21 protein-coding genes and 1 tRNA gene are annotated in these 22,036 nt (G+C 51.5%); 7 read left to right on the forward strand and 15 right to left on the reverse strand.

Going from position 1 to position 22,036, the window contains the following annotated elements; translation table 11 throughout:
• Window positions 1-94: 94 nt before the first annotated feature.
• Both glpK and ACZ5BI_RS00525 read right to left on the reverse strand, forming a co-directional pair.
• Entirely contained in the window at window positions 95-1,621 is a 1,527-nt protein-coding gene (glpK, locus tag ACZ5BI_RS00520; protein ID WP_316087384.1) for a glycerol kinase GlpK, read from the reverse strand.
• Window positions 1,622-1,679: 58 nt separating this feature from the next.
• On the reverse strand, window positions 1,680-2,501 hold the full coding sequence (locus tag ACZ5BI_RS00525) for an MIP/aquaporin family protein (RefSeq protein ID WP_316098379.1): 822 nt from the start codon (window positions 2,499-2,501) through the stop codon (window positions 1,680-1,682).
• 188 nt (window positions 2,502-2,689) lie between these two features.
• Between ACZ5BI_RS00525 and ACZ5BI_RS00530 the strand changes: the two genes are divergently transcribed.
• Together ACZ5BI_RS00530 and ACZ5BI_RS00535 are read left to right on the forward strand one after the other, a co-directional pair.
• A complete protein-coding gene (locus ACZ5BI_RS00530; protein WP_024060063.1) occupies window positions 2,690-3,691 on the forward strand; it encodes a sugar-binding transcriptional regulator in 1,002 nt (333 codons plus the stop codon).
• A 9-nt stretch (window positions 3,692-3,700) separates the two neighbouring features.
• Window positions 3,701-4,963, forward strand: a complete 1,263-nt coding sequence (locus ACZ5BI_RS00535) for a UDP-N-acetylmuramate dehydrogenase (protein ID WP_316087545.1) — start codon at window positions 3,701-3,703, stop codon at window positions 4,961-4,963.
• Window positions 4,964-5,049: 86 nt separating this feature from the next.
• On the opposite strand, the gene ACZ5BI_RS00540 is transcribed toward ACZ5BI_RS00535, so the two are convergent.
• The 7 genes from ACZ5BI_RS00540 to ACZ5BI_RS00570 form a co-directional block, all read right to left on the reverse strand.
• Window positions 5,050-6,399, reverse strand: a complete 1,350-nt coding sequence (locus tag ACZ5BI_RS00540) for an MFS transporter (RefSeq protein ID WP_316098377.1) — start codon at window positions 6,397-6,399, stop codon at window positions 5,050-5,052.
• A gap of 112 nt (window positions 6,400-6,511) precedes the next feature.
• Window positions 6,512-7,249 carry a glycerophosphoryl diester phosphodiesterase gene (locus ACZ5BI_RS00545; RefSeq protein ID WP_316086981.1) on the reverse strand — a complete coding sequence of 246 codons (738 nt, stop codon included), beginning with the start codon at window positions 7,247-7,249 and terminating at the stop codon, window positions 6,512-6,514.
• Between the two features lie 226 nt (window positions 7,250-7,475).
• Window positions 7,476-9,638, reverse strand: coding sequence for a 1,3-beta-galactosyl-N-acetylhexosamine phosphorylase (gnpA, locus tag ACZ5BI_RS00550; protein WP_316086982.1), 2,163 nt, complete (start codon window positions 9,636-9,638; stop codon window positions 7,476-7,478).
• A 111-nt stretch (window positions 9,639-9,749) separates the two neighbouring features.
• The gene (locus ACZ5BI_RS00555) at window positions 9,750-10,421 is read right to left on the reverse strand and encodes a response regulator transcription factor (protein ID WP_024060068.1); all 672 of its coding nucleotides are present in this window, start codon (window positions 10,419-10,421) and stop codon (window positions 9,750-9,752) included.
• A gap of 3 nt (window positions 10,422-10,424) precedes the next feature.
• Window positions 10,425-12,245 (reverse strand): sensor histidine kinase, encoded by a 1,821-nt coding sequence (locus tag ACZ5BI_RS00560; RefSeq protein ID WP_464896380.1) that lies wholly within the window; start codon window positions 12,243-12,245, stop codon window positions 10,425-10,427.
• Window positions 12,238-12,441 carry a hypothetical protein gene (locus ACZ5BI_RS00565; protein ID WP_024060070.1) on the reverse strand — a complete coding sequence of 68 codons (204 nt, stop codon included), beginning with the start codon at window positions 12,439-12,441 and terminating at the stop codon, window positions 12,238-12,240. The genes ACZ5BI_RS00560 and ACZ5BI_RS00565 overlap by 8 nt, the downstream gene beginning before the upstream one ends.
• A gap of 95 nt (window positions 12,442-12,536) precedes the next feature.
• The gene (locus tag ACZ5BI_RS00570; RefSeq protein WP_316086998.1) at window positions 12,537-13,754 is read right to left on the reverse strand and encodes a pyridoxal phosphate-dependent aminotransferase; all 1,218 of its coding nucleotides are present in this window, start codon (window positions 13,752-13,754) and stop codon (window positions 12,537-12,539) included.
• A gap of 211 nt (window positions 13,755-13,965) precedes the next feature.
• Here ACZ5BI_RS00570 and ACZ5BI_RS00575 point away from each other — a divergent pair.
• From ACZ5BI_RS00575 to rplA, 5 genes are all read left to right on the forward strand, one after another.
• Window positions 13,966-14,038, forward strand: a tRNA-Trp gene (locus ACZ5BI_RS00575).
• An 85-nt stretch (window positions 14,039-14,123) separates the two neighbouring features.
• Complete coding sequence (secE, locus tag ACZ5BI_RS00580; protein ID WP_307738309.1) at window positions 14,124-14,372, forward strand: preprotein translocase subunit SecE; 249 nt, start codon at window positions 14,124-14,126, stop codon at window positions 14,370-14,372.
• 131 nt (window positions 14,373-14,503) lie between these two features.
• On the forward strand, window positions 14,504-15,295 hold the full coding sequence (nusG, locus tag ACZ5BI_RS00585; RefSeq protein ID WP_464896808.1) for a transcription termination/antitermination protein NusG: 792 nt from the start codon (window positions 14,504-14,506) through the stop codon (window positions 15,293-15,295).
• A 162-nt stretch (window positions 15,296-15,457) separates the two neighbouring features.
• Window positions 15,458-15,892, forward strand: a complete 435-nt coding sequence (gene rplK, locus ACZ5BI_RS00590; protein WP_024060074.1) for a 50S ribosomal protein L11 — start codon at window positions 15,458-15,460, stop codon at window positions 15,890-15,892.
• Between the two features lie 79 nt (window positions 15,893-15,971).
• Complete coding sequence (gene rplA, locus ACZ5BI_RS00595) at window positions 15,972-16,688, forward strand: 50S ribosomal protein L1 (protein ID WP_038110638.1); 717 nt, start codon at window positions 15,972-15,974, stop codon at window positions 16,686-16,688.
• Between the two features lie 259 nt (window positions 16,689-16,947).
• On the opposite strand, the gene ACZ5BI_RS00600 is transcribed toward rplA, so the two are convergent.
• The 6 genes from ACZ5BI_RS00600 to ACZ5BI_RS00625 form a co-directional block, all read right to left on the reverse strand.
• Window positions 16,948-17,160 carry a FeoA family protein gene (locus tag ACZ5BI_RS00600; RefSeq protein WP_038110356.1) on the reverse strand — a complete coding sequence of 71 codons (213 nt, stop codon included), beginning with the start codon at window positions 17,158-17,160 and terminating at the stop codon, window positions 16,948-16,950.
• A gap of 38 nt (window positions 17,161-17,198) precedes the next feature.
• Window positions 17,199-17,420, reverse strand: coding sequence for a FeoB-associated Cys-rich membrane protein (locus ACZ5BI_RS00605; protein ID WP_462334755.1), 222 nt, complete (start codon window positions 17,418-17,420; stop codon window positions 17,199-17,201).
• 15 nt (window positions 17,421-17,435) lie between these two features.
• Window positions 17,436-19,448, reverse strand: coding sequence for a ferrous iron transporter B (gene feoB / locus ACZ5BI_RS00610; RefSeq protein ID WP_464896381.1), 2,013 nt, complete (start codon window positions 19,446-19,448; stop codon window positions 17,436-17,438).
• A 166-nt stretch (window positions 19,449-19,614) separates the two neighbouring features.
• The gene (locus ACZ5BI_RS00615; RefSeq protein ID WP_464896382.1) at window positions 19,615-20,085 is read right to left on the reverse strand and encodes a septum formation family protein; all 471 of its coding nucleotides are present in this window, start codon (window positions 20,083-20,085) and stop codon (window positions 19,615-19,617) included.
• 17 nt (window positions 20,086-20,102) lie between these two features.
• A complete protein-coding gene (locus tag ACZ5BI_RS00620) occupies window positions 20,103-21,149 on the reverse strand; it encodes an inorganic phosphate transporter (protein ID WP_024060080.1) in 1,047 nt (348 codons plus the stop codon).
• Window positions 21,150-21,152: 3 nt separating this feature from the next.
• Window positions 21,153-21,776: a DUF47 domain-containing protein gene (locus ACZ5BI_RS00625; protein WP_464896383.1), complete on the reverse strand. Its 624-nt coding sequence runs from the start codon at window positions 21,774-21,776 to the stop codon at window positions 21,153-21,155.
• Window positions 21,777-22,036 lie beyond the last annotated feature (260 nt).

Raw genomic sequence — 22,036 nt, forward strand, 5'->3', positions numbered from 1 at the left:
CCGCATTAGAGGTTTCACTATTTAGTTATTGCAGGTATTACCCCGATATGCCACGCAACCAGTATTTTCTTACGTGACTAAAACGCCTTAACAATTAGGCGTTCTCTACGTCGGTATCTACCCACTCGAAGGTGCGAGTTACCGCTTTCTTCCACAAGCGATAGTTGCGGTCGTACTCTTCGCGATCTTTACCCGGCTCCCAGCGTTTGCCTTCTGCCCAGTTGTCAATCACGTCCTGTTCACCGTCCCAGAATCCTACGGCGATACCGGCAGCATATGCTGCGCCCAAGGCAGTAGTTTCTAGTACCTGCGGACGAACTAGCGGCACACCCAGCTGGTCGGCCTGGAACTGCATAACCATTTCGTCCTTGGTCATGCCACCATCTACCCGCAGCTCCTTGAGCTCCACGCCCGAGTCTGCCACCATAGCGTCAAATACTTCACGGGTCTGATAAGGAGTAGCTTCCTGTACAGCGCGCGCAATGTGTCCCTTGTTGTTGTAGCGGGTTAGACCCACAATCGCACCCCGGGCATCGTCCTTCCAATAGGGGGCGAACAAACCAGAGAATGCAGGCACAAAGTAAACGCCACCGTTATCATCAACCGTGCTGGCCAGCTTCTCGATCTCGTCCGAGCTCTTGATCATTCCCAGGTTGTCGCGTAGCCACTGTACCAGCGAGCCAGCAACCGCAATCGAACCCTCCAAGGCGTAAACCGGCTTGTTATCACCAATCTTGTAAGCCACGGTAGTTAGCAAACCATTTTCAGAAAATACCGGTTCTTCACCAGTATTCATCAGCACGAAGCAGCCGGTACCGTAGGTGTTCTTTGCCATGCCTTTCTCAAAACAGGCCTGACCGAAAGTAGCAGCCTGCTGGTCACCCAAAATACCCGAAATCGGGGTGTCAATCAGCAAGCCGTTCTTACGGCCATAACCGTAGACCTCGGAAGAGGAGCAAATCTCCGGCAGCATCGACATGGGGATACCAAAGTCTTTGCAGATATCTTCGCGCCACTGGAGGGTGCGAATATCCATCAGCATGGTACGGGAAGCGTTGGTGACATCGGTCTTGTGTACCCCGCCGTTCACGCCGCCAGTCATATTCCACAGTACCCAGCAGTCGGTGTTACCGAACAGCAGGTCTCCGGCTTCTGCCTTCTCGCGTGCGCCCTCGACATTATCCAAAATCCACTTGATTTCTGGACCTGAATAATAGGTAGATAGGTCAAGCCCGCAAATATCCCGGTACTTTGACATTCCCTCCTCGCCGGCGAGTTCTCGAATAATCTGCGAGGTGCGGGTATCTTGCCAAACGATCGCGTTGTATACCGGTTCCCCAGTATTCTTGTCCCAAACCACTACAGTTTCCCGCTGGTTGGTAATTCCTACTGCGGCGACCTCATGCCGGTTTACCTGGGCTTTTTGTAACGCATCAGCTACGCAGGAGCGAATGTTGTCCCAAATCTCAATCGGGTTGTGCTCAACCCAACCGGCCTTCGGGAAAATCTGTTCGTGTTCTTTTTGTCCTACCGACACTATCTGTCCGCCGTGATCGAACAGGATCGCGCGCGAGGAGGTTGTCCCCTGGTCAATGGCCATTACATATTTTTTTTCGGTCATATCTCTTTTCTTCCTTTAGGGTTTTTCTATTTGTCTTTAAACAGTCTTCCTAAACTTCCTAGGCAGCCATACCCACGCCGACTACGATCAGCGGAGTGATGATGGCACCAATCGTGGGTCCAACAATCGGAACCCAAGAGTAACCCCAGTCAGCGTTCGGCTTTCCGCCCTTCATCGGGAGCAAGCTAAACATGATACGCGGCCCCAGGTCACGTACCTGGTTGATGGCGTACCCGGTGGGGCCACCCAAACCAATACCGATGACTACGATACAGAGAGCCACCGCCAAGGGGCCTACCTGAGTCGGGGTGCCGCCAGAAACCATGACGAAGGCGAGTAGACCGAAGGTGCCGATAACCTCGGTTAGGGTGTTCCATCCGTAGGAACGTACCTCGGGCGCAGTAGAGAAGCACCACAACTTGGGGCGAGGATCATCCATCTGCAGATCGAAATGCTTCTTGTAAGCCAAGTAGGCGATTAGCGCACCCACCATTGCTCCCAGAAGCTGCGCCACAATGTAGATACAAACGTTCATGCCGGTGACCGGAATTCCGCCCTCGGCAACGCTGGGTCCATTAAGAGTTACCTTGCTGTCCAGTCCGTGCCAAACAGCTTTCATAATGGTAACTGCGGGGTTGAGGTGACCACCGGTCTTATAGGCAGCGTACACACCCATGTACACTGCCAAACCCCACCCAAAGTTGATCATTAACCAGCCGCCGCCGTTACCTTTCGATTTCAAAAGGTTATTGGTACAGCAGGTGCCAACACCGAACATCAAAAGAATGGCGGTGCCAAAGAATTCTGATGCGAAGATCTCACCACTACCTGGGGTGGCTGCTGCCATCGGTACCAGGAGATCATTCAATGTCGCAAACATACGCGCTCCTTTGCGCTAGGTTATGGGATTATTCTTTATTCAGTTTTGTTAGGTCATGGTTAAAAGTGAGAAATCTCCTGCGATCCCTCTCACTTTTTACCAATGGTCTACTTCCATTTTTTGCTTTCGGACACTAATGTTCAACATAGTAGAACAAACGTGCGCACATAAGCCTCGAGGTGAGATTTTTGTCAAAGGAAGTAAAACCAACCGAGGATCAGTTTACCGAAGAGAATGTCAATAGAGATGAATTGGCACGCGCTGCTGCGCTGGCTTATTACGTACAGGGACAAACGATGGAGGCCATCCGCCGTCGCATGGGTGTGTCCCGCTCTACGGTGTCCCGCCTGTTGTCCTATGCCCGCAAGCGCGGAATCGTCACCATTTCGGTGCAAACCTCAAATACGCCGCACACCCGCTTAGAGCGACAATTGCAGGACCGATTTGGGATAAATGTACACATAGTGGAAATGCCTCCCGACACTACCCAAAACCGCGTCCTCGAAAACGTTACGAAAACCGCTGCTCAAATGTTAGGGCAGATGGTCAATGACGGTGAAGTAGTAGGGATTGCTTGGGGGAACACCACTACCGAGATGGCCGGTCACATAACTCAAAAGGACGTCGATAACGTCACCTTGGTACAGCTAAATGGCGCGGCTTCCACCGAAACTTCCGGTATCGCGCATGTAGGCGGGATCCTAGCGCGCATGGCTTATCAGTGGAAGGCTAATATCGTACAGTTCCCGGTTCCCGCTTTCTTTGATGATCCCGCTACTAAAGAGGCGCTTTGGCGGGAAGGATCGGTACGGCGCGTCCTTAACTGGCAGGAAAAATGTACTTTAGCAGTGTTTAGCGTAGGGGCATTACGGGCGGAAATTCCTTCCCACGTTTATGCCGCCGGTTACCTCTCACGCAGCGAGTTAAACAAATTGGCGCTGGATAAAGTAGTGGGGGATGTTTGTACGGTACTTATCAGACCGGACGGATCCTGGAGTGATATTTCCTTAAATCGGCGCGCCACTGGCCCTAGCCCCGATCAGCTGCGTCGTATTCCTCGGCGTTTTTGCGTGGTTGCGGGGAAGAACAAGGCACAGTCCCTGCTAGGAGCGCTTAACGCGGGGGTGGCTACCGATTTGGTTTGCGATAAAGCGATAGCGGAAAAGGTTTGGGCGCTGGCAAAGTCCTAGAATAGAGCCATGGTAAAAACCGATTTCACTGACGCTTGCGAGTGGATCCCTCCCCACGCCGACCATCAACCCACCCAGCCAGTTCCGGCTTGGTATCGAAGCAATGAAGTAGCCCCTGGTAGTGGCGATTGCGCGAAAATCCCAGCTTTGAAGGATATGACCACTATTAAAGTTGGGGGAGTGCCCGCCGATTTTATCCCGGTGGATACCGAAGATGATTTCGTGGCGGCAATTCGCGCAGCCGATAAAGAACGCCGTCCCCTGCTGGTGCTAGGGGGCGGTTCTAATCTGCTTTGTGCCGATGAGTTAAATGATTTGGTGGTTATCCAAGATCGGCGCAGCGGCATTAAGGTTACCGAAGATACTGCTTGTGGGGGCGCAATGGTTAGTGCCCCGGCTGGTCAGTCCTGGGACGAATTCGTGTGTGGGTGCATTGATAATGACCAGATGGGTTTAGAGGCGCTTTCGGGGATACCGGGAACGGTGGGGGCAGCTCCGGTGCAAAATATTGGTGCCTATGGTCATGAAGTGGCCGAAACCTTGTCTACGGTGCGGGTTTTTGATCGTATCCGGGATGCAATCCGGATTTTGCCGGTCGGGGATTTACGTCTCGGCTACCGCACCTCGATTATTAAACGCTCCCTTCACGATGAGCAGGCAGGAGGAGGACGGACTTGGACTAATACCGGGCGTTACGTGGTGCTTTCTGCCGATTTTCAACTAGCTCATGCCTCTTTGTCTGCCCCGATTGAATATCAACAGCTGGCCGATAAATTGGGGGTAAAACTGGGGGAGCGTGCCGATATGCGGGAAGTACGTGAGGCAGTTTTAGAGCTGCGCCACTCCAAAGGAATGGTACTTGACCCTGCCGACCCCGATACTTACTCTTGCGGTTCTTTCTTTACTAATCCGATTATCTCTAACGAGGACGCGCTGAAGCTTCCCGCCGCGGCTCCCCGTTTTCCGGTTTATGATTTACAGCTGCGTAACTCCGTGACCGGAGTGGCTCCGAAACTTGAGGGAGTGGTGAAAACTTCTGCGGCCTGGCTGATTTCGCACGCTGGTTTTTCTAAAGGTTTCACCCTGGATGCTACCAATGGGAGTGACCAGCCGGTGAGGGCGTCACTATCTAATAAACACGTCCTGGCGCTAACTAATCGCGGGTCGGCTTCTAGCACCGATATTGCGCAGCTGGCAGCAACGATTAAACGCGGGGTGCGGGAAAAATTTGAGGTTGAACTGGTCGAAGAACCAGTCCAGGTAGGTTTCTAAAAGTTTGGGGGTTTCGGATTAGTATCCGAAACCCCCAAACACCATTTATTTAAGCTATAGATTCAATAACCGATTAGTGAGTCTATTTATTCGGTTTCCAGCTTTGCCGTTTCTGGTACCTTGTTATCAGCTTTTTTATTGAAGAAAGCCAGGGTGAACGCACAGGCGGCTCCCAAAGCTGACACCAAAATGGTTATCAGGAATAGTTTTCCAAATAGGGGAGCTGCCGCTTCCATCGAGCTGGCTTTATTGGCTTGTTCAACAATCTTGCCTGCCCAGGGATTTGCCCAGAACACCGGGGCATAAGCCAGGAAAGAGCCAACGGCCATTGCGGATCCGTTAATAGCTGCTGGTAAATGCAGCTCGGCGACTGGGGCTAAAATAACGGCTTTACCCATGAAAACCCCGATTGCCATCACCATGAGCAGAATCATTGAAATCCACATAGCAGATTCATTTACCGGCAAAACATAGACTAGACCAGCACCGATAGCGGTAACTGTCAGGGAAACTCCCATCATGACGGTAGATGATTTGAAAATGTAATCAGCTACTACTCCCGAAACCAAGCCGGCGAATACCCCGACTAGACCGGTGTTGAAGATACCAAAGGCACCCGAAACCCCATCCGAGGCTTTGAAAACGATAGTCATATAGGGAGCGGAAGCATAAATCAGGTGAACGTATGCCCAGTAAACACACATGGCGGCCAGTCCAGCTAGCCAGACCCGGGGACGCATTAGCACTTTACCGAGACCTATTAGGGCGGCGAGGTTGTCTGAGTGGGATTCCTCGTGAGCAATAGCGTTGGAAGGAACCATCTTCAGTAGGGCAATAATCATGGGGATTAGCAATAGTGCGTACGCCATAGCAAAAATCCACATGATGGTTTCTTTATTATCTGGACGCCAGGCAATTAGCCCTACTACCAGTAGATTCATCAGCATTTCTGATCCGCGGCGAATGGTTTCCAAAAGTCCCATTGCCAGGCCGCGTCCTTTGCTATTTTCGTCAGAGGTTACGAAAGAAACCCCGTTCACTACGGCGGGCCAGCCGATGGCATCCCATACCGCCCAGGAAATAGCAATAGCAATCATTACTTTGAAAGACAGGTTGGGTACCAGGAACAAAATCATGTAGGTGGCTAATCGCCATCCGCACCAGGCAATCAAAATATGCTTGATTTGGAAACGGTTGTTTATCCAACCGCCCGGCACGTATAAGAACATGGCAATCCCAATCCAACCCATCAGGGTTCCGAATTGACCTTCGGTAATGCCAAGCATTGCGCATAGGGGCAACAGTAAAGCGCCCTTAAAAGCCTCGAAGGAGGAATAGGGGATCTGACCTGACATAACTACTGTCAGGTAGGAACCTATTTTTCCGCGACTCAAAAAATGCGGCCAGCGCGAAGTTTTTGTCTCGGTAGTAGACATATTTTTCCTTTCATTTAAGGGAAAATCATATTGATTTGGTTGATATATTTATTGGTTGCTTGAAACTCGTGGTGGATAACCGAGTTTGAGGGTAAATAGTCGATTGATTGAATTAATTACGGGGAGGAATCAGGTGGGCAGTATCGGTGAATACCCCGGTTACGCCCCAATTGAATAGTTCATTAGCCCGGGCAGGAGAGTTCACTGTCCACACGTTTACCCCAAAACCAGCATCTCTAAATGCCCGCACTTTTTCGCGGGTTAAACCGGTGTCCTCGGGGTGGATATAGCTAGCCCCCACCAGTTCTAGAACTGAGCGCCAATCATCGTAGAGGGCGCAAGTTTCATAGAGACATCCCAGGGGAATCTGAGGGGCGAGGGCGTGGAATTCGGATAGCAGTACATGGTTGAAGCAAGAAACAATAACTTCTGGTCCGTCTAGACGTTGTAGCTCACTGATTACGGCCTTTATGAGCTGGCGGGTCATGGTGGCGCCGGCTTCATTCGACTTTATTTCGATATTGGCGTTCAGTCCGGTTTCGTTCATAAAATCCACCAGTTGATGGAGCGTTGGTAAAGGCTCCCCCGCGAATTCGGGACTAAACCAACTACCGGCATCAATGCTGGGTAAATCTTTGGCAGTTAATTCATAATAACCACCAGTTTTGTTGGTGGTGCGATCTAAAGTAGTGTCATGGCAAATAATGGCAGTGCCGTCACCTAAAATATCAACATCGGTTTCAATCCAGTTAAGCCCATGTTCAACTACTTTTTTGAACGCTGACATGGTGTTTTCGGGAGCTAGAGTATTTAACCCGCGATGCGCAAATACCCGGTTTTCTAGTTTCATTTATCAGTAGCCTTTTCGTTACCAGGTTGCCTTCATTGGCAGACCTACATTAACTATTAGAACTTTACGAAAATAATATAAGAAAAGCCTGGATAAAAATTGCTGCACAATTTTTCTTCTCCCTAAAAATGAAATTAGAAAATGTGCGAGAAATAAAAATCGGGTGGGTGGCATTGTTCATGCCACCCACCCGAAATGCTTATGCGAACCCGTTAAATCGGGCTACTTAGATGTTCCTCCACGCAATACCACTACCAGGAAGTTCGAAGCTTTCCTCGCGACCTCCAGGCAAATAAACTACCGTAGATTGCGGATCCTCAGTGTTGTTGATGACGCAGTACTTGCCGGCCTTAACGAACTCTGCCACCTCACAATGAGGATTAGAAGAACTCCAGGCGGCATATTTTTCCTCGTTATGAGAAGCGAAGAACAAAATCCGCTCCAACAAACGAGCATTAGCAGCCGAATAGGGAAGCCCGGAAATATAAACCCCGCGACCCTTGCCGTACTCGTTGGCTGCCAATTGCACCTGCCCGTCCTCAGCGCAAATCAAAGTGGTGTCTTCACTGATTGGGAAAGTATTATGAACCGGTTCGCCAAAATCAATCGCCGTCCCCTTATCCAAATCAGCGGTCACGAAATGCTCAGGAACGACCTCGGGGAAATACTTATCGACCGAAAGAGTATGGTAGCGTTCCTCGTCAATGCCGAGCACATCCGCTAACTGGAAGAAGCGGCCGGGATGGTCACTAGAAGCGGGCTGACCAACCCCCACAAAAGCGCCCCCCTGGCGTACCCAGGAGCGAATAATGGAAACCAGGCGACCATCATTCCACACGTCCCCGCCAGTAAACGCAGTATTGTAAGGGCCGGCGTTAATTAGCACGTCAATATCGCTGGCAATCCCATCACTCAACACGTCTTCGAAACTGATAAAACGCACATTAACCCGCATCCCGGATAGTGCTTCCAGAATGCCGTAATAGGAATGGTTGTATTTATTCGGGAGGGCGTGTGCCACCGTAAATGCTTGCCAAGAACGCATCTTGCCCCAGGCATTCACAATCGCCACATTCAAAATCCCTTGAGCAGGTTCACTGTCGGTTTGCTCGTGAATATCGCGGAACTCGTTAGCAATATCGGTTACCGTGTCCACAAACTTCGGGAATTTGGCGGCCAAGCTCAAGTAACCGCCATAACCCATGCGAGCAATCGGGCTACGCAAAATCGCGCGGCGTGCCTTCCGCCAGTTATCCAAGGCTTCAATACTGGGGTCATTACCCTCGTAGAAAGTATCGGGGAAGAAATAGGGGAGGAAGCGACCCTCGGTGTATTTAACCCCGGGAATATCAGAAATCATGCGGGTGGTAGTGCCATCCCCAATCGAACCGACCACTGCGTCTAAACCAAGCTTTTCAAAACCATCACGATATGGCTCGGTGCCTAGCCACTGATCCCCCAAGAACATCATGGCCTCTTTACCGGCATCATGAGTATCCTTGACCATGGTTTTCACGTTTTCATGGACGAAATCAGAGACGAAATCAATCCAATCTAGCTGCGCCTTACTGGGGATGCAGAAAGTCGAATTATAGGTTCCGTCATTTACGAAATCTTCAGGGCGAATCGGGTATCCCTTGGCTTTTTCAAACTCGGCCAGAGCTTCCGGTGACACGGTTGCCGCATAGCCAAACCAGTCCACAATTTTTTCCCGATGTTTCTCATCAAAAACCAGGGTGAACTGGTAAAAGAAAGTGGTAAACCGTACCACATCGGTTTGGGGATTATCCTTTAGCCACTTACGGAAAGTGTCCATTACGAACTGGTGGGTTTCGGGGTTACGAATATCGAAAGGAATCTCGTGTTCCTTGTCCCCCCAATCATTAGTCAGGTGGTTATACATTTCCACCGGATCCCAAATGATATAAGCCAGGAAAGTCACTGTGTATTCGTGCATCGGCTGGGCGCCAGAAATCTTCACTACCTGCAAGGTGAAATCAACATCCCAGTTGCCAGGATCAACAACCTCACCAGTGGTACGGTCAATAACTTCCCAGTATTTCTTGGGATCTGCGTCCTGGTTAGCCTGCAACTGTTCGCTATAGAAACGTTGCATATAGGGAATAGACACTGAATCAGCTTCCGCTAGTACCCGCTGAGATAGCAGGTAAATCTGCGGGGTCTGCTCCATATGTTTACTGATGAACTCGTTATGTCCACGGGTGGGGAAATATGCCGAATAGACTTTTTTCCCGAGCTTCAGCACGTCCTCGTCAAGGTGAGTACCATCGGCGTTACGGATGGCGTCAGCGCCCCACAGTTCGCCGATACGCGCGGTTTCTGCTGCAAAATTTTCTTCACTGGGAAGAGTAAAACGACCAGTTGTCATCTTTTTCTTTCTGGTAGTAACTGGAAAATAAACGATTGGTATAGGTAGCTAGCAAAGCACTTAATTATAAGATTTGATAGCCGTGATATACCCCAAAAATGCAGGGAAAAATTACATCACTACCAGGCGGTATCCCATGCCACGGACGGTTACGATGCGTTCCGAGCCAATCTTGCGGCGCAGGTAACGCACATATACATCCACCACATTAGAACCGGGATCGAAATCGTAGCCCCAAACCATATCTAGCAGCTGGGAACGAGAAAGAACCTGGTCAGGGTGTTCCATAAACGCCTGCAGCATAGTGAACTCGCGGGCAGAGAGCTCTACCGGTTCCCCATCAATGGTCGCGCAGCGGGTTCGCAAATCCAGGTGCAGACCCCCCACATTGATTTGCACCATATTGGTAGGATCTTCAGAATTGGCGGTCTTCAGCCGCAGCCGGATCCTCGCTAGTAGCTCCTCGAAACGGAAAGGCTTCGACATATAATCGTCAGCACCCTGTTCCAGACCGGAAACAGTGTCCTCTACCGATGAACGGGCGGTCAATACAATAATCGGTAAAGTGGCTCCCTGACCGCGAATCTGCTCTAGTACTTCGAAACCGTCCATATCGGGAAGGCCGATATCGAGGACGATTAGGGAATAATCGCCGCCTAGAGCCCCCGAGATCGCGTCTGCACCTTTGTCGACTACAGTCACGTTGTATCCGGCGGAAGTTAGTCCTTTAGCGACAAAAGAGGAGATGCCGGGCTCGTCCTCTACCACCAAAATACTGGTCATGTTTTATTCTCCTTGTAATTCATCTTTGCAATCATCATTTGAAATCGGCAGGCTGATATTAAAGACCGAACCAACTGAAAGCGCGGATCGGACTTGCAGAATTCCCCCATGGGCTTGCGCTATGGCGTTTACGATGGAAAGCCCCAGACCGGATCCCGCATAGGAGTGATTGACCCGCATGAAACGGCTAAAGACTTGCTCTTGATCTTTGGAGTCAATACCGATTCCCTGGTCACGTACCCACAGGTTGAGGCGGTGGGTGCCTTCCACCGAGGGAACTTGCGAGAGCATCTGCAGGCTGGGAGCGGTGATAGTGTCGGCGGGCACCGGATTACCTTGCTGGTCCAATAGGGGTTGCTGATAATCAATCCCCGCCCCCAGGGCAATTACGGTGCCGGGGGTAGCAAACTTAGAAGCATTTTGGGCGAGGGCGAGTAATGCTTGCTGCAGGCGTTGGGGATCAGCGGTGGTGGGGACGATGGTAAGGTTATCGATTCGCCAGTTGAAATTGCCTAATTGGGTGGCATTTTCGAAGACATCCATCAGTAAATCGCCGATATCTACCCGTTCGGGACGGATAAAGTCGGGGCGATCACTCTTGGCAACGGTAATCAGGTCTTCGGTTAGCCGGTGCATTCGCGAGAGTTCTTCTAAAGCCAGTTCGCGGGTGCGGGCAGTATCTTGAGGGTCGCCAGGGTTTAGCAGTTCTAGATGCCCGCGAACCACCGTTATGGGGGTGCGCAGCTCATGTCCCACATCATTTAGCAGGTCGCGTTGTTCGTCGAAACTGGACTGCAGGCGGGCAATCATCGAGTTCATCTGCCGGGTAACATCTGCTAGGTCATCATCACCTTCTACCGGCAAACGCTTAGTTAGATCCTGTTCGCTGGTAATAGACGCCATCAAATTTCGCAACCTGCCAATAGGGGCAAGCAGTGACTGGGAAGCGCGTACATTTACCAAACCCACCAGGGCTAAGACCAAGAAGGAGATGCCAGCAAACAATAACAGTTGGGTTTGAGTCGGGGTAATATCAGCCGAATAGTTAGAGACGATCGCCAGCAGGGCATCATCGGTATCGGCTGCGCTAATCGGCACCATTCCTACCGCAAAGGTGGCCTGATCGGTGCGGATCATAAACATTCTGGCCGAGTTGATATCGGAATAACTGGCTAGTTCTGCCAAAAGTTGCGCATCTTGATGGGCGGCGGAATCGCGCGCACCTTTTTGCTCAATTAATTTCCCGGCAGAGAATCCCAACAAACTACCGTTGTAGGGCGCATCTTCGGCAGCAATGAACTTACTTAAGGCATCTTTGGCTGAAACTATTCCTCCGTGTGATTTGCCACTTTCGGCTTTCACGAAATTACGCAGATCATTGGTGATTAGCTCGGTTTGAGAACGCTCGGCGTGGGAGATTTGAAACATTCCACTGACCAACATAATCAGCCCTACGATCGTGAGAGCGAATCCGGAAATCAATACCGAATGCACCAGCATCCGGTTACGCAGGTTAGTAATCCGCAGCTTAGGGGCATTGCTTTGAGGCTGGATGGTTTTTTCTACTACTCGTCGTGGACGGCTTTGATAGGCGGCGCGTTCCCCAGAGGGCGGTGGGGTGGTTGCTACGGGCGGTAGGGAGGAGGAAAGAGGGGAAGGTGGGGCAGCGTTGGCAGGGTTGAGGATCTGCGGCAAGGGCTGATCCCCAGGTAATTGCACGGCAGGACGAGGCTGACTAGCCGCCAGCGTAGGGGGAGCCGGAACTGGGGAACCGCTAGATCCTCCGGGATAGCTATTGCCCGGGTAGCTGAGTTTCTCACTCATGGCTGTCCCCCTTATTGGGAGCGGGAGCACTGGGGGGAAGCTGCGGAGCTTGCTGGGTAGCAACCGGAATCTGGGGTTCAAAGTTAACTGCCGGGCCCAAATCATAGACTCCGTTTAGCACCATAGCCCGCGTTCCGATTAAAACCGCAAGACAAAGGGCGGTACAGACAATTGCCACTGCTGCAAACTTGCGCACTTCGCCGCCCTCTCTGGTGATAGCCGTTCGGTTGGGGCGTTCAGGCGCCCCTCTCTCTAATCATTATAGATTATAGAGAGGGTAGTAAGGACAACCTATTTTACTTGATTAAGAAAATCGACTATGCGGCCGACGCCTTCTTCTAGATCTTCATCGCTTAACGCGTAGGAAAGCCGGAAGAAACCGGAAGGGCCAAAGGCCTCGCCAGGAACGACCGCCACTTCGACTTTGCGGAGCATTAGATCAGCCAATTCGGCGGAAGTCTGTGGGGTTTCGCCCGCGATTTCGCGTCCCAAAATACGTTCTACACTGGGGTAACAGTAAAAAGCGCCATGGGGCATAGGGACTTCGAGGTCTGGGACCTGGCGCAGTAGCTCCACCATCCGCTGACGCCGCCGATCGAAGACCTCTCGCATCTGCTGAACTTTATCGAGCGGACCGCTCACGGCCGCCAATGCCGCCCGCTGCGCAATATTCGAGACGTTCCCGGTGGTGTGGGATTGGAAAGCGGCGCAGGCTTTGATTACATCCGGCGGAGCTATCATCCAACCGACTCTCCAGCCGGTCATGGCATAAGTTTTGGCTACCCCGTTTAGCACCAGAGTTTGTTTTGCCAGTTCCGGAACCAGTTTCACAATATGTTCGGCATGAATCCCGTCATAGATTAGGTGTTCGTAGATCTCGTCCGTGATCACCCAGATCCCGTTGTCTAATGCCCACTGGCCAATAGCTTTTAGTTCATTCGCGTCATAGACCGCGCCGGTGGGGTTAGAGGGGCTGACTACTAATAGAGCTTTAGTCTTCTCAGTTTTAGCGGCATCTAGCTGTTCGACCGTCACCTTATAGTGTTGATCTGCTCCAGCCATTACCGAAACCGGAACCCCGCCGGCGATCTTGATAACTTCCGGGTAAGTCGTCCAATAGGGGGTGGGCATTAGGACTTCGTCGCCGACCTCTACTATGGCCGAGAAAGCCTCGAAAACTGCCTGTTTGCCACCGTTAGTAACAATGATTTCGGTATTGGGGTCAACTTCGTAACCAGAATCCCGCAGGGTCTTCTTCGCGATCGCTTCCCGCAGCTGGGGCAGGCCTTTCCCCGGGCTGTAATGATGCATAGCAGGATCCGCACAGGCAGCCTGTGCGGCCTCAACAATATAGTCAGGGGTAGAAAAGTTGGGTTCCCCGGCGCCAAATCCGATTACTGGGCGTCCCTGAGCTTTGAGTTCTTTCGCGGCCGCATCCACTGCCAGAGTGGCAGAAGGAGATATTTGCGCAAGACGATTCGAGATTCTGTGTTCTAGCTGTTTGTGCATAGCCCCATTTTGCCACGTCTGGCGATTGTTTACCTGCTACGACCAAAATGTGTAGTTGATTGTGTCCGGTGTGGTTGTCAGTAGTAGCCGCTAGCTTGCCGAGGGGAGTCAGAATATGCGTTTTTCCCCACTATGTGCCCGTAGGTTGGACGTGACCAGTAAAACCCCATAAACTTATTTAGCACCGTATTCGGTCAGCCTGATGGCTGGAAGGGCAGTGGCGCAATTGGTAGCGCAACGGTCTCCAAAACCGTAGGTTGTGGGTTCGAGTCCCGCCTGCCCTGCAAATTTGAAACCTGTGCCGGGCCCGGTACAGGACGAAATAGGGGCTTCGACGGGAGCTCCAAGACAGCAAGTGAGGAAACGATCTTGGCACCTAACGAGGGCGCAGCCTCCGTAGAGGCAGACGCAAAAACGACGAAAAATGGTTTTTGGGGTCGCATCGTGCAGTTCGTGCGACAGGTCATTGCCGAGTTAAAAAAAGTTGTTTGGCCCACCCGCGATGAACTCACCACTTTCTTTGTGGTTGTGATTGTGTTTGTGCTGGCAATGATGGCTTTTTCAGGAGTTGTCGACGTCATCACCGCCTGGCTAGTAACCAAGGTATTTGGCGGTTAATTAAGGAGCAAGAATTGCAAACAGGCAATAAGGAGCAGGAAGAAAACACTGTGAGCAACGATCCCGTATTCTCCTCAGAGGCAGGTGCCTCCGCTGAAGTGAGTGCACAGGCTGCTGATAATGAGCAACCGGTGGCAGCAGAAACCGAGGCCAGGGTAGAAAACATCCCAGAAGAGCCGGCCGCTCCCGCTGAAGAAGCTTATGCCGAACCAGCAACCGTTCCTGCGCAGATAGAGCTTACGGATACCCCCCAAGATCAAGAGCTCGCCCCCTCGGCTACTGCGGAAGAGCTTTCTAAGGCTGAACAAGACAAGTTGCGCGAGGAACTAGAGTTTCTGCCCGGCTACTGGTACGTTCTGCATACCTATTCCGGATATGAGCGGCGGGTGAAAGCCAATCTGGAGCAGCGGATTGTCACCTTCAATATGGAGGATCAGATCTACCAGATTGAAGTACCGATGGAAAAAGTCGTCCAGGTAAAATCCACTGAACGTAAAGTGGTGGATCGGGTACGGATTCCCGGTTACGCCCTCGTACGGATGGAAGCAGTCGAGGACGCCCCCGATGCTTGGCGGGTAGTTAAGGACACGCCTGCGGTCACCGGATTCGTGGGTGATTCACAGCATCCGATGCCTTTGACCGAGGACGAAGTAGTTTCCATGTTGGCGCCTACTCCTGCCTCCATTAAGGCTGCGGAGCTGCAAGATGAGCGCGCCAGCCAGGCCAAGCAGCCGGAACAGCCAGTTATTGAGGTTGATTTTGAGGTCGGAGAGAACGTAACTGTTACCGACGGCCCGTTTGCGACTATGCCGGCTACCATTTCAGAGATCATGCCTGACCAGCAGAAACTTAAAGTTCTGGTGGTTATCTTTGATCGCGAAACTCCGGTAGAGCTTGGATTTAACCAGGTAGCAAAGATTTAATTGCTCACAGTGAGCAGTCCTAATTGGTTGTAAGGACGGGTGCGCCCTTAGAATGGACGACTGTGCTGGTAGTTTTTCTACGGAAAAATTGCCAGACCGCAAAGAGTTTCCGGCAACCGCCGGGAAAGTAAAATCAAGAAATTATATTGAGAAGGACCCTATATGCCTGCCAAGAATAAAAAGGTAATCGGCCTGATCAAGTTACAGATCGAGGCCGGTGCTGCAAACCCGGCGCCTCCAGTAGGCCCCGCGCTTTCGCAGCACCAGGTAAATATCATGGAGTTCTGCAAGGCCTACAATGCGGCTACGCAGGATCAACGCGGGAACGTGATCCCGGTAGAAATCAGTGTCTACGAAGATCACTCCTTTGACTTTGTTCTCAAGTCCCCGCCGGCTGCCCAGCTGATTAAGAAAGCTGCTGGGATCGCTAAGGGCTCTGGTACTCCGAACACCAATAAGGTGGCAAAGCTGACCATGGCCCAGGTTAAAGAGATTGCCGAGCAAAAGAAGGATGACCTGAACGCGAATGATATCGATGCGGCCGCAAAGATTATCGCGGGAACGGCTCGTTCAATGGGAGTTGTCGTCGAGGGCTAGCCCGGCGAACAGCCAAAAAAGACTATAAACCGTGGAGGGGAATGTGCGCCCTCACCACAACCTGCAAGGAGAAAAGCAGATGAAAAAGCACTCGAAAGCCTTTAACCAGGCTGCTGAGAAAGTTCATAAGGATCGTCTCTACCAACCGCTAGAGGCTTTCCGCTTGGCCAAGGAAATTTCTTCCACTAAGTTCGATTCCACCGTTGACGCGGTTTTCCGGCTCACGGTTGATCCGCGTAAATCGGATCAGATGATCCGGGGCACCGTTTCTTTGCCTAATGGCACTGGTAAGACCGTTAGGGTCCTGGTTTTTGCCAATAGTCCCAAGGATAAGGAAGCGTTAGAGGCTGGAGCCGACGAAGCCGGCGGCGATGAGCTGATCGAAAAAGTACAAGGTGGATACTTGGACTTTGATGTAGCGGTAGCTACCCCGGACATGATGGGTAAGGTGGGACGCCTCGGTCGCGTCCTCGGCCCGCGTGGCTTGATGCCAAACCCTCGTACCGGCACCGTCACTATGGATGTGGCTAAGGCTGTTAAAGAGATCAAGGGTGGCCGGATTGACTTTCGGGTTGATAAGCATGCCAACCTACACGTAGTGCTGGGTAAGAGCTCTTTCGATGCAGAAAAGCTGGCAGAGAACTACCAGGCAGTTCTGGATGAAATCCTGCGTCTGCGTCCGGCAGCCCTAAAGGGTCTGTACATCAAGAAGATCGCCGTTTCTACTTCGATGGGGCCGTCCATCCCCTTGGATAGCTCGCTAACTAAAGATTTAGCGACTGACGATCCTCGCTAGGAATCCTATTGTCCGCCTTAGGGCGTAGATGATACAGCTGAAAATCAAAGGGATCCCGCCGGTGGAAAAATCCACCGGCGGGATCCCCTTTTTACTTTCTGCGGATTGGCACCAGAAATGCGGGCTGGCTCGGTAAAAGCACTCCGGGGACCCCATGACCTGCTTCGCAGGTCAAGCCCCTGTCGTATCTTTTACCGGCCGCGCCCCAGGTGGGAAAATCAGCCGAAGTAACAGTTATCAAAGGTGCTCCGGCGGCGGCCTAGATCATAATGGCTGCGGCAATTTGATTATCGATACTGTAGCGGCTGTCCTTAATCACCACGATGCACATTTTGCGTTTACGGGAAATAACCGTGATTTCTTGGCCACTGTAGCATCCTAAGCGAAACAGGAAACTATCCATCTCCGGGTCATCGGTAGCTATATCTTTGACGATATAGGTTTGACCTTCGATAGCTTCCAGAAGATTCATTCTTTCCTTAGTCTGGCAGGCCCCTTTTGTCTGGCACGCTAGTGACAGTGACATTTCGGTTCACCTGCTTGGTTAGTGATACCTACTATTTGCAGATTATGACGGTTTCCGGGGCTGGGTGCAACCTCGGGATTGAAAGTGCAGGAGGAGGAAATCGGGCAACCGATACATTTGGTGCCTTTGCGCTTCTCTTTGACGATATAGGTGATGGCTCCACTGACAATCGCCACTAGTGCCAGGCTGGCAATAACTGTACTCAATTCGCTTCCTCTTTCTTAGGCGGCTTTCTGTACTTGCTGGTGTAGGTTGTATTGAGCGGAGAAATTGGCGTGAATCTGCCGGGAGATTAGGGTAATCACCCCGGCCATTATGCCTACTGTCAGTAGCCCCGGGAGGAATCCGGCTGCCAGGTGCCCGTACACCACCAGCGTTCCCACTTGATTGACCAGGAAGGCAATGGTGTAACCGGTGCAGAACTGCAATCCGATGGCGCTCCACAGCCACCGCCGATCTCGCATCTCGGAGTTCATGGCCCCGATAGCGGCGAAGCAGGGCGGGGTGTACAGGTTAAAGAACAGGTAGGCGAGGGCGCTTACCGAGGTAAGCCCCATAGTGGCAGCAACGGTGTTGGCTCCCCCAGTCATTGCTAGTTCATCGGTATCGATAAAGCGGGTTAGACCGTAAACCACCGCCAAGGTGCCAACTACGTTTTCTTTGGCGATAAACCCAGTGACCGCAGCCGCTGCCAGCTGCCAGGTGCCAAAACCTAGCGGAATGAGCAAGAAGGAGAAGGGGGTAGCAATAGAAGCCAGGATCGAAGTGTTTTCCGCACCCTCTTCGACTACTTGGAAACTCCAATTGAAGGTTTGCATAAGTTGGACTACCAGGTTACACACCAAAATGATGGTAGCGGCCTTAATAATGTAGGCTTTGGCTCGTTCTAGCATCGACAAGGTGGCATTCCACAGGGAAGGAACCCGGTAGCGGGGCAATTCCATAATGAAGAAAGTTTTCCGGAACTTGTGTCCGGTGACCATCTTTACCAGTAGTGCGCCCAGGAAAATCAGGCACAGCCCTACAAAGTAGCTGACCCAACTCACCCAAGCAGACCCGGCAAAGAAAGCTCCACCAAATAGCGCAATAACCGGAATCTTTGCTCCACAGGGTATGAAGGAAGCCAACATCGCGGTGGCGCGACGTTCGCGTTCATCTCGGATAGTTCGGCAACTCATAATCCCGGGAATGGCGCAACCGGTACTGATGACGATGGGGATTACAGATTTACCGGATAGCCCCACCCGCTTGAAGATGGGATCTAGAACGGCGCTTACCCGTGCCATATATCCGGATTCCTCTAATAGTGCCAGCAGGAAGTACATCACCATCACTAACGGGAGGAATCCGATTACCGCACCTACCCCGCCAATAAGACCGTCGGCAATGATGGTGCGTAACAGGGCAGGCGAATTCGCCATTTGTTCACTGGTCCAGTCCTGGAAGGTTTCAATCCAACCGACAAGCCAATCAGCGATCAGCGGGCCGAGATAGGTTTGAGAAATCGCGAATACCGCCCACATAATCGCCGCGAAGATTGCTATCCCCGCAAATTTGTTGGTTAGTACCGCGTCCAGGGTGTCTTGGCGAGTGTGAGCGGCAACTTTCACTTTCCGGGTTTCGACCGCGTCCACTATGGAGTCTACGAACTGGTAACGGCGCCGATCTTCTTTATCTACTGCCTGCTTATCGGTGAGATCAATATCTGCTTGCAGGTAAGGGGATTTTTGCTGCTGACCTTCCTGACTAAAAACTGCGCGCAGAACCTGATCCAACCCGTTGTTTTCTTTCGCAGTGGAAACAGTAGGTACCACTGGGCATCCCAGTTCGTTTTGCAGCTTCTGGGCGTCAATCTGGGTTTGTTCTTTCTCGTTGATATCGCTTTTATTGAGGGCGACTACCACCGGAACCCCTAACTCCAGTAGTTGGGTGGTAAAGAATAAAGAGCGGCGCAGGTTGGTGGCATCAACGATATTGACAATAGCGTCCGGGTTGGCATCATGAACGTATTTACTGGTGATGGTTTCTTCTGGGGTAAAGGGGGACATGGAGTACGCACCGGGCAAATCCACGGCAGTGGCATCGCGATTACCGCTGAGCTCATTTCTTAGTTTAGCCTCAGCTTGTCCGACGGTAACCCCACCCCAGTTGCCTACCTTGGCCTTTTTCCCGGTTACAGCATTAAACATAGTGGTCTTACCGCTATTAGGATTACCAGCAAAGGCGAGTCTCATAACCCAGTCCTCTCGTGAATTCGTAATATTAATGCGGGAACTTACGTTCACCTAACTAATTACGACAATAGTCATTGTAAGGTAAACCTTACTAGGACGTAAAGCCCGGAATATGCCTGAGGCAGCAATAAAACAGCACCGCCAAGGGGAGAGGGATTCTAATAAATTACTTTCCTGAATCCTTTAAGGAACCTTTTTGCTCTGGCAAGCTCAATGCCACGCAGGTAAGTTTGCGCTCGCCCTTATCCTGCCAAGTAGTTTCGGTAGGGGTTAGTGGATACAAATCCCACTTGGAATCGCGATAACTAATCCCCACAAAACCTTCGAACTCTCGGGCGCATTCTTTAAGCGCCAGGTCGTAAAGCTGCTTTTGTCCCGGGTAGCTATCGCCCGATAGCTTCTTTATGCCCACCACTTGTGAGTTATGGGAGTGTTGGCAATCTACCCGTTCCACCTGCCCAGCGGGTTGCGCACCGGTGAGCACTTCCTCTGCCATGTTAAAACAGTCGCCCACTTTAAGATCAGAAGTGGCAACTGGTTGCGAAGCGCATCCGCCTAAGAATCCGCAGTTTGCTAGAGCCAGGGCACAAAAAAGGGTAAGGCGCCGTTTCAACTGGGCAAACGGATAGGCACTCATCACTTACAGATTATCCCTTAATAGGGGAAAACTGCGTGGATCAGGAAATAACTGATAGCGCCAATGAGTGCGGCGCCGGGCAAAGTCAGCACCCAGGCAATCGCAATATTGCCGGCAACTCCCCAACGTACTGCAGAAAGGCGCTTAGTGGCTCCCACCCCCATGATGGCGGAGGAAACCGACTGCGTAGTGGAAATCGGAGCGTGCCAAACGAATGCGGTCAAATAGAGAATGGTAGCGGAAGTAGTTTCTGCCACGAAGCCGTGGGCGGGAGTAACGTCAATAACCTTCGATCCTAAGGTGTGCATGATTCGCCCACCGCCGAAGTAGGTGCCCAGAGAAATCGCACCGGCGGCAGCCAGTTTTACCCAAAAAGGAATCTGCATGGAGCCATTGGCGTCGGTAGCATGATAGCCGGCAGCTAGTAGCGCCATAGTAATAATTCCCATGGTTTTTTGTGCGTCCTGCAAACCGTGACCAAGCGCCATCGCTGCCGCGGAAAAGCGTTGCAGGAAACGGAAGTTGTTCATAGTGCGGTGATAGCTGGCTCGTTGGAGCGCCGAAAGTAAAAACCGCATGACGAAATAAGCCGTGAAAAACCCGATTAGAGGCGAAACTACCATAGGAATTAGTACGTGATTGACTATCCCCATCCATTTCACAGTGATAGTCGCGGCCAGTCCCACTCCCGCCATGCCTCCGATCAGGGCGTGGGAAGAAGAAGATGGCAGCCCGAAATACCAGGTGATGATATTCCAGGCGATTGCCCCGACCAGCGCCGCCAGAATTACCACCAGCCCATGGTGGCGGTCAGCCAGCGAAGTGGATTCGGTGAAATGGGAAATATCAATAATCCCGTTACCGATTGTCTGTGCTACCCCGGTGCCTAGCATCGCCCCGATAATGTTCATGATTGCCGCCATTAAAAGAGCGGCTTTAGGGCGCATTGAGCGGGTAGAAACACAGGTAGCGATGGCATTAGCGGCGTCATGGAAGCCATTGGTGAAATCGAAGATTAAGGCAATGGCGACGACCGCGATCACCAACCCCAAGGTGATATCCACGGTTTAAGACTCCTTGATGTAGATAGCCTCAACCGCGTTGGCTAAGGTTTCAAAGGAATCACACGCGGTTTCTAGCGACTCGATTACGTCCTTAATCTTGATTACGTAGATAGGGTCAGTTTCGGAAGCAAATACTTCTGCCAGCATCTTCCGGTACTGTTTGTCGCCCTTGTTCTCTAGGCTGTTAATGTGCACCGTGAAATCTTTAAGGTCGCGTCCTCCCCGCAGCTTGGGGATGGCGAGAGCTGTTTCCTGGGCGCATTCACGCAAAATATTTGCCTGCTTTTCTAGCCTGCGAGGAATATCCTGAATCTCGTAGAGGACGATTAAGTCTCCGGCCTCATCGATTCCGTCCATGCAATCATCCAAGGCGCCGGTTAGCAGGGAGATGTCTTCCCGATCCATGGGGGTAACGAAAGTTGCATTCAGCATACTCATGGTGCGGTGAGTAATCACGTCGGAGTCATGCTCTAGATCGTGGAGTTGCGCACGTAGCTCCTTGCGTTCCTCGAAAGAATCAACCTGGGTGATTTTCAACAATAGTTCGGATGCGGCATCTAAGTTTTGTGCCGCTTTCGTGAATAGGTCGAAGAAATCTTCTTCTTTCTGCTTCTTCTTGAACAGCATTCGTGCCTCCTTGGCGAAGAACCATCCGCCTTTAGAGTATCCAACTTTTGTTCGTAATCTAAAATTCTACTTCCGTTAACTTTTTGGGGAAATAAATCTGGCTTTAACTGCAAAAATACTAACGAGAGGTGGTAGTGTATCTGGGGCTTTGCTGGCCAAGGGGCGGTGATCAAATGGGAGTTTAAGCACCGGATAACCGGCGATGTTGGTAGGGAGCTAGAAACTGAAGGAAAAATGCGGACTAACGGCCTAAAAAGGTT

It is taken from the genome of Varibaculum sp. GTC20041 (assembly GCF_055387755.1).

What these genes read in the sequence shown, in the direction of transcription:
- glpK (WP_316087384.1), bottom strand. Translation starts at nt 1,621, where the DNA reads ATGACCGAAAAAAAATATGTAATGGCCATTGACCAGGGGACAACCTCC.
- ACZ5BI_RS00525 (WP_316098379.1), bottom strand. Translation starts at nt 2,501, where the DNA reads ATGTTTGCGACATTGAATGATCTCCTGGTACCGATGGCAGCAGCCACC.
- ACZ5BI_RS00535 (WP_316087545.1), top strand. Translation starts at nt 3,701, where the DNA reads ATGGTAAAAACCGATTTCACTGACGCTTGCGAGTGGATCCCTCCCCAC.
- ACZ5BI_RS00540 (WP_316098377.1), bottom strand. Translation starts at nt 6,399, where the DNA reads ATGTCTACTACCGAGACAAAAACTTCGCGCTGGCCGCATTTTTTGAGT.
- ACZ5BI_RS00545 (WP_316086981.1), bottom strand. Translation starts at nt 7,249, where the DNA reads ATGAAACTAGAAAACCGGGTATTTGCGCATCGCGGGTTAAATACTCTA.
- gnpA (WP_316086982.1), bottom strand. Translation starts at nt 9,638, where the DNA reads ATGACAACTGGTCGTTTTACTCTTCCCAGTGAAGAAAATTTTGCAGCA.
- ACZ5BI_RS00555 (WP_024060068.1), bottom strand. Translation starts at nt 10,421, where the DNA reads ATGACCAGTATTTTGGTGGTAGAGGACGAGCCCGGCATCTCCTCTTTT.
- ACZ5BI_RS00560 (WP_464896380.1), bottom strand. Translation starts at nt 12,245, where the DNA reads ATGAGTGAGAAACTCAGCTACCCGGGCAATAGCTATCCCGGAGGATCT.
- ACZ5BI_RS00570 (WP_316086998.1), bottom strand. Translation starts at nt 13,754, where the DNA reads ATGCACAAACAGCTAGAACACAGAATCTCGAATCGTCTTGCGCAAATA.
- rplK (WP_024060074.1), top strand. Translation starts at nt 15,458, where the DNA reads ATGCCTGCCAAGAATAAAAAGGTAATCGGCCTGATCAAGTTACAGATC.
- rplA (WP_038110638.1), top strand. Translation starts at nt 15,972, where the DNA reads ATGAAAAAGCACTCGAAAGCCTTTAACCAGGCTGCTGAGAAAGTTCAT.
- ACZ5BI_RS00600 (WP_038110356.1), bottom strand. Translation starts at nt 17,160, where the DNA reads ATGAATCTTCTGGAAGCTATCGAAGGTCAAACCTATATCGTCAAAGAT.
- feoB (WP_464896381.1), bottom strand. Translation starts at nt 19,448, where the DNA reads ATGAGACTCGCCTTTGCTGGTAATCCTAATAGCGGTAAGACCACTATG.
- ACZ5BI_RS00615 (WP_464896382.1), bottom strand. Translation starts at nt 20,085, where the DNA reads ATGAGTGCCTATCCGTTTGCCCAGTTGAAACGGCGCCTTACCCTTTTT.
- ACZ5BI_RS00625 (WP_464896383.1), bottom strand. Translation starts at nt 21,776, where the DNA reads ATGCTGTTCAAGAAGAAGCAGAAAGAAGAAGATTTCTTCGACCTATTC.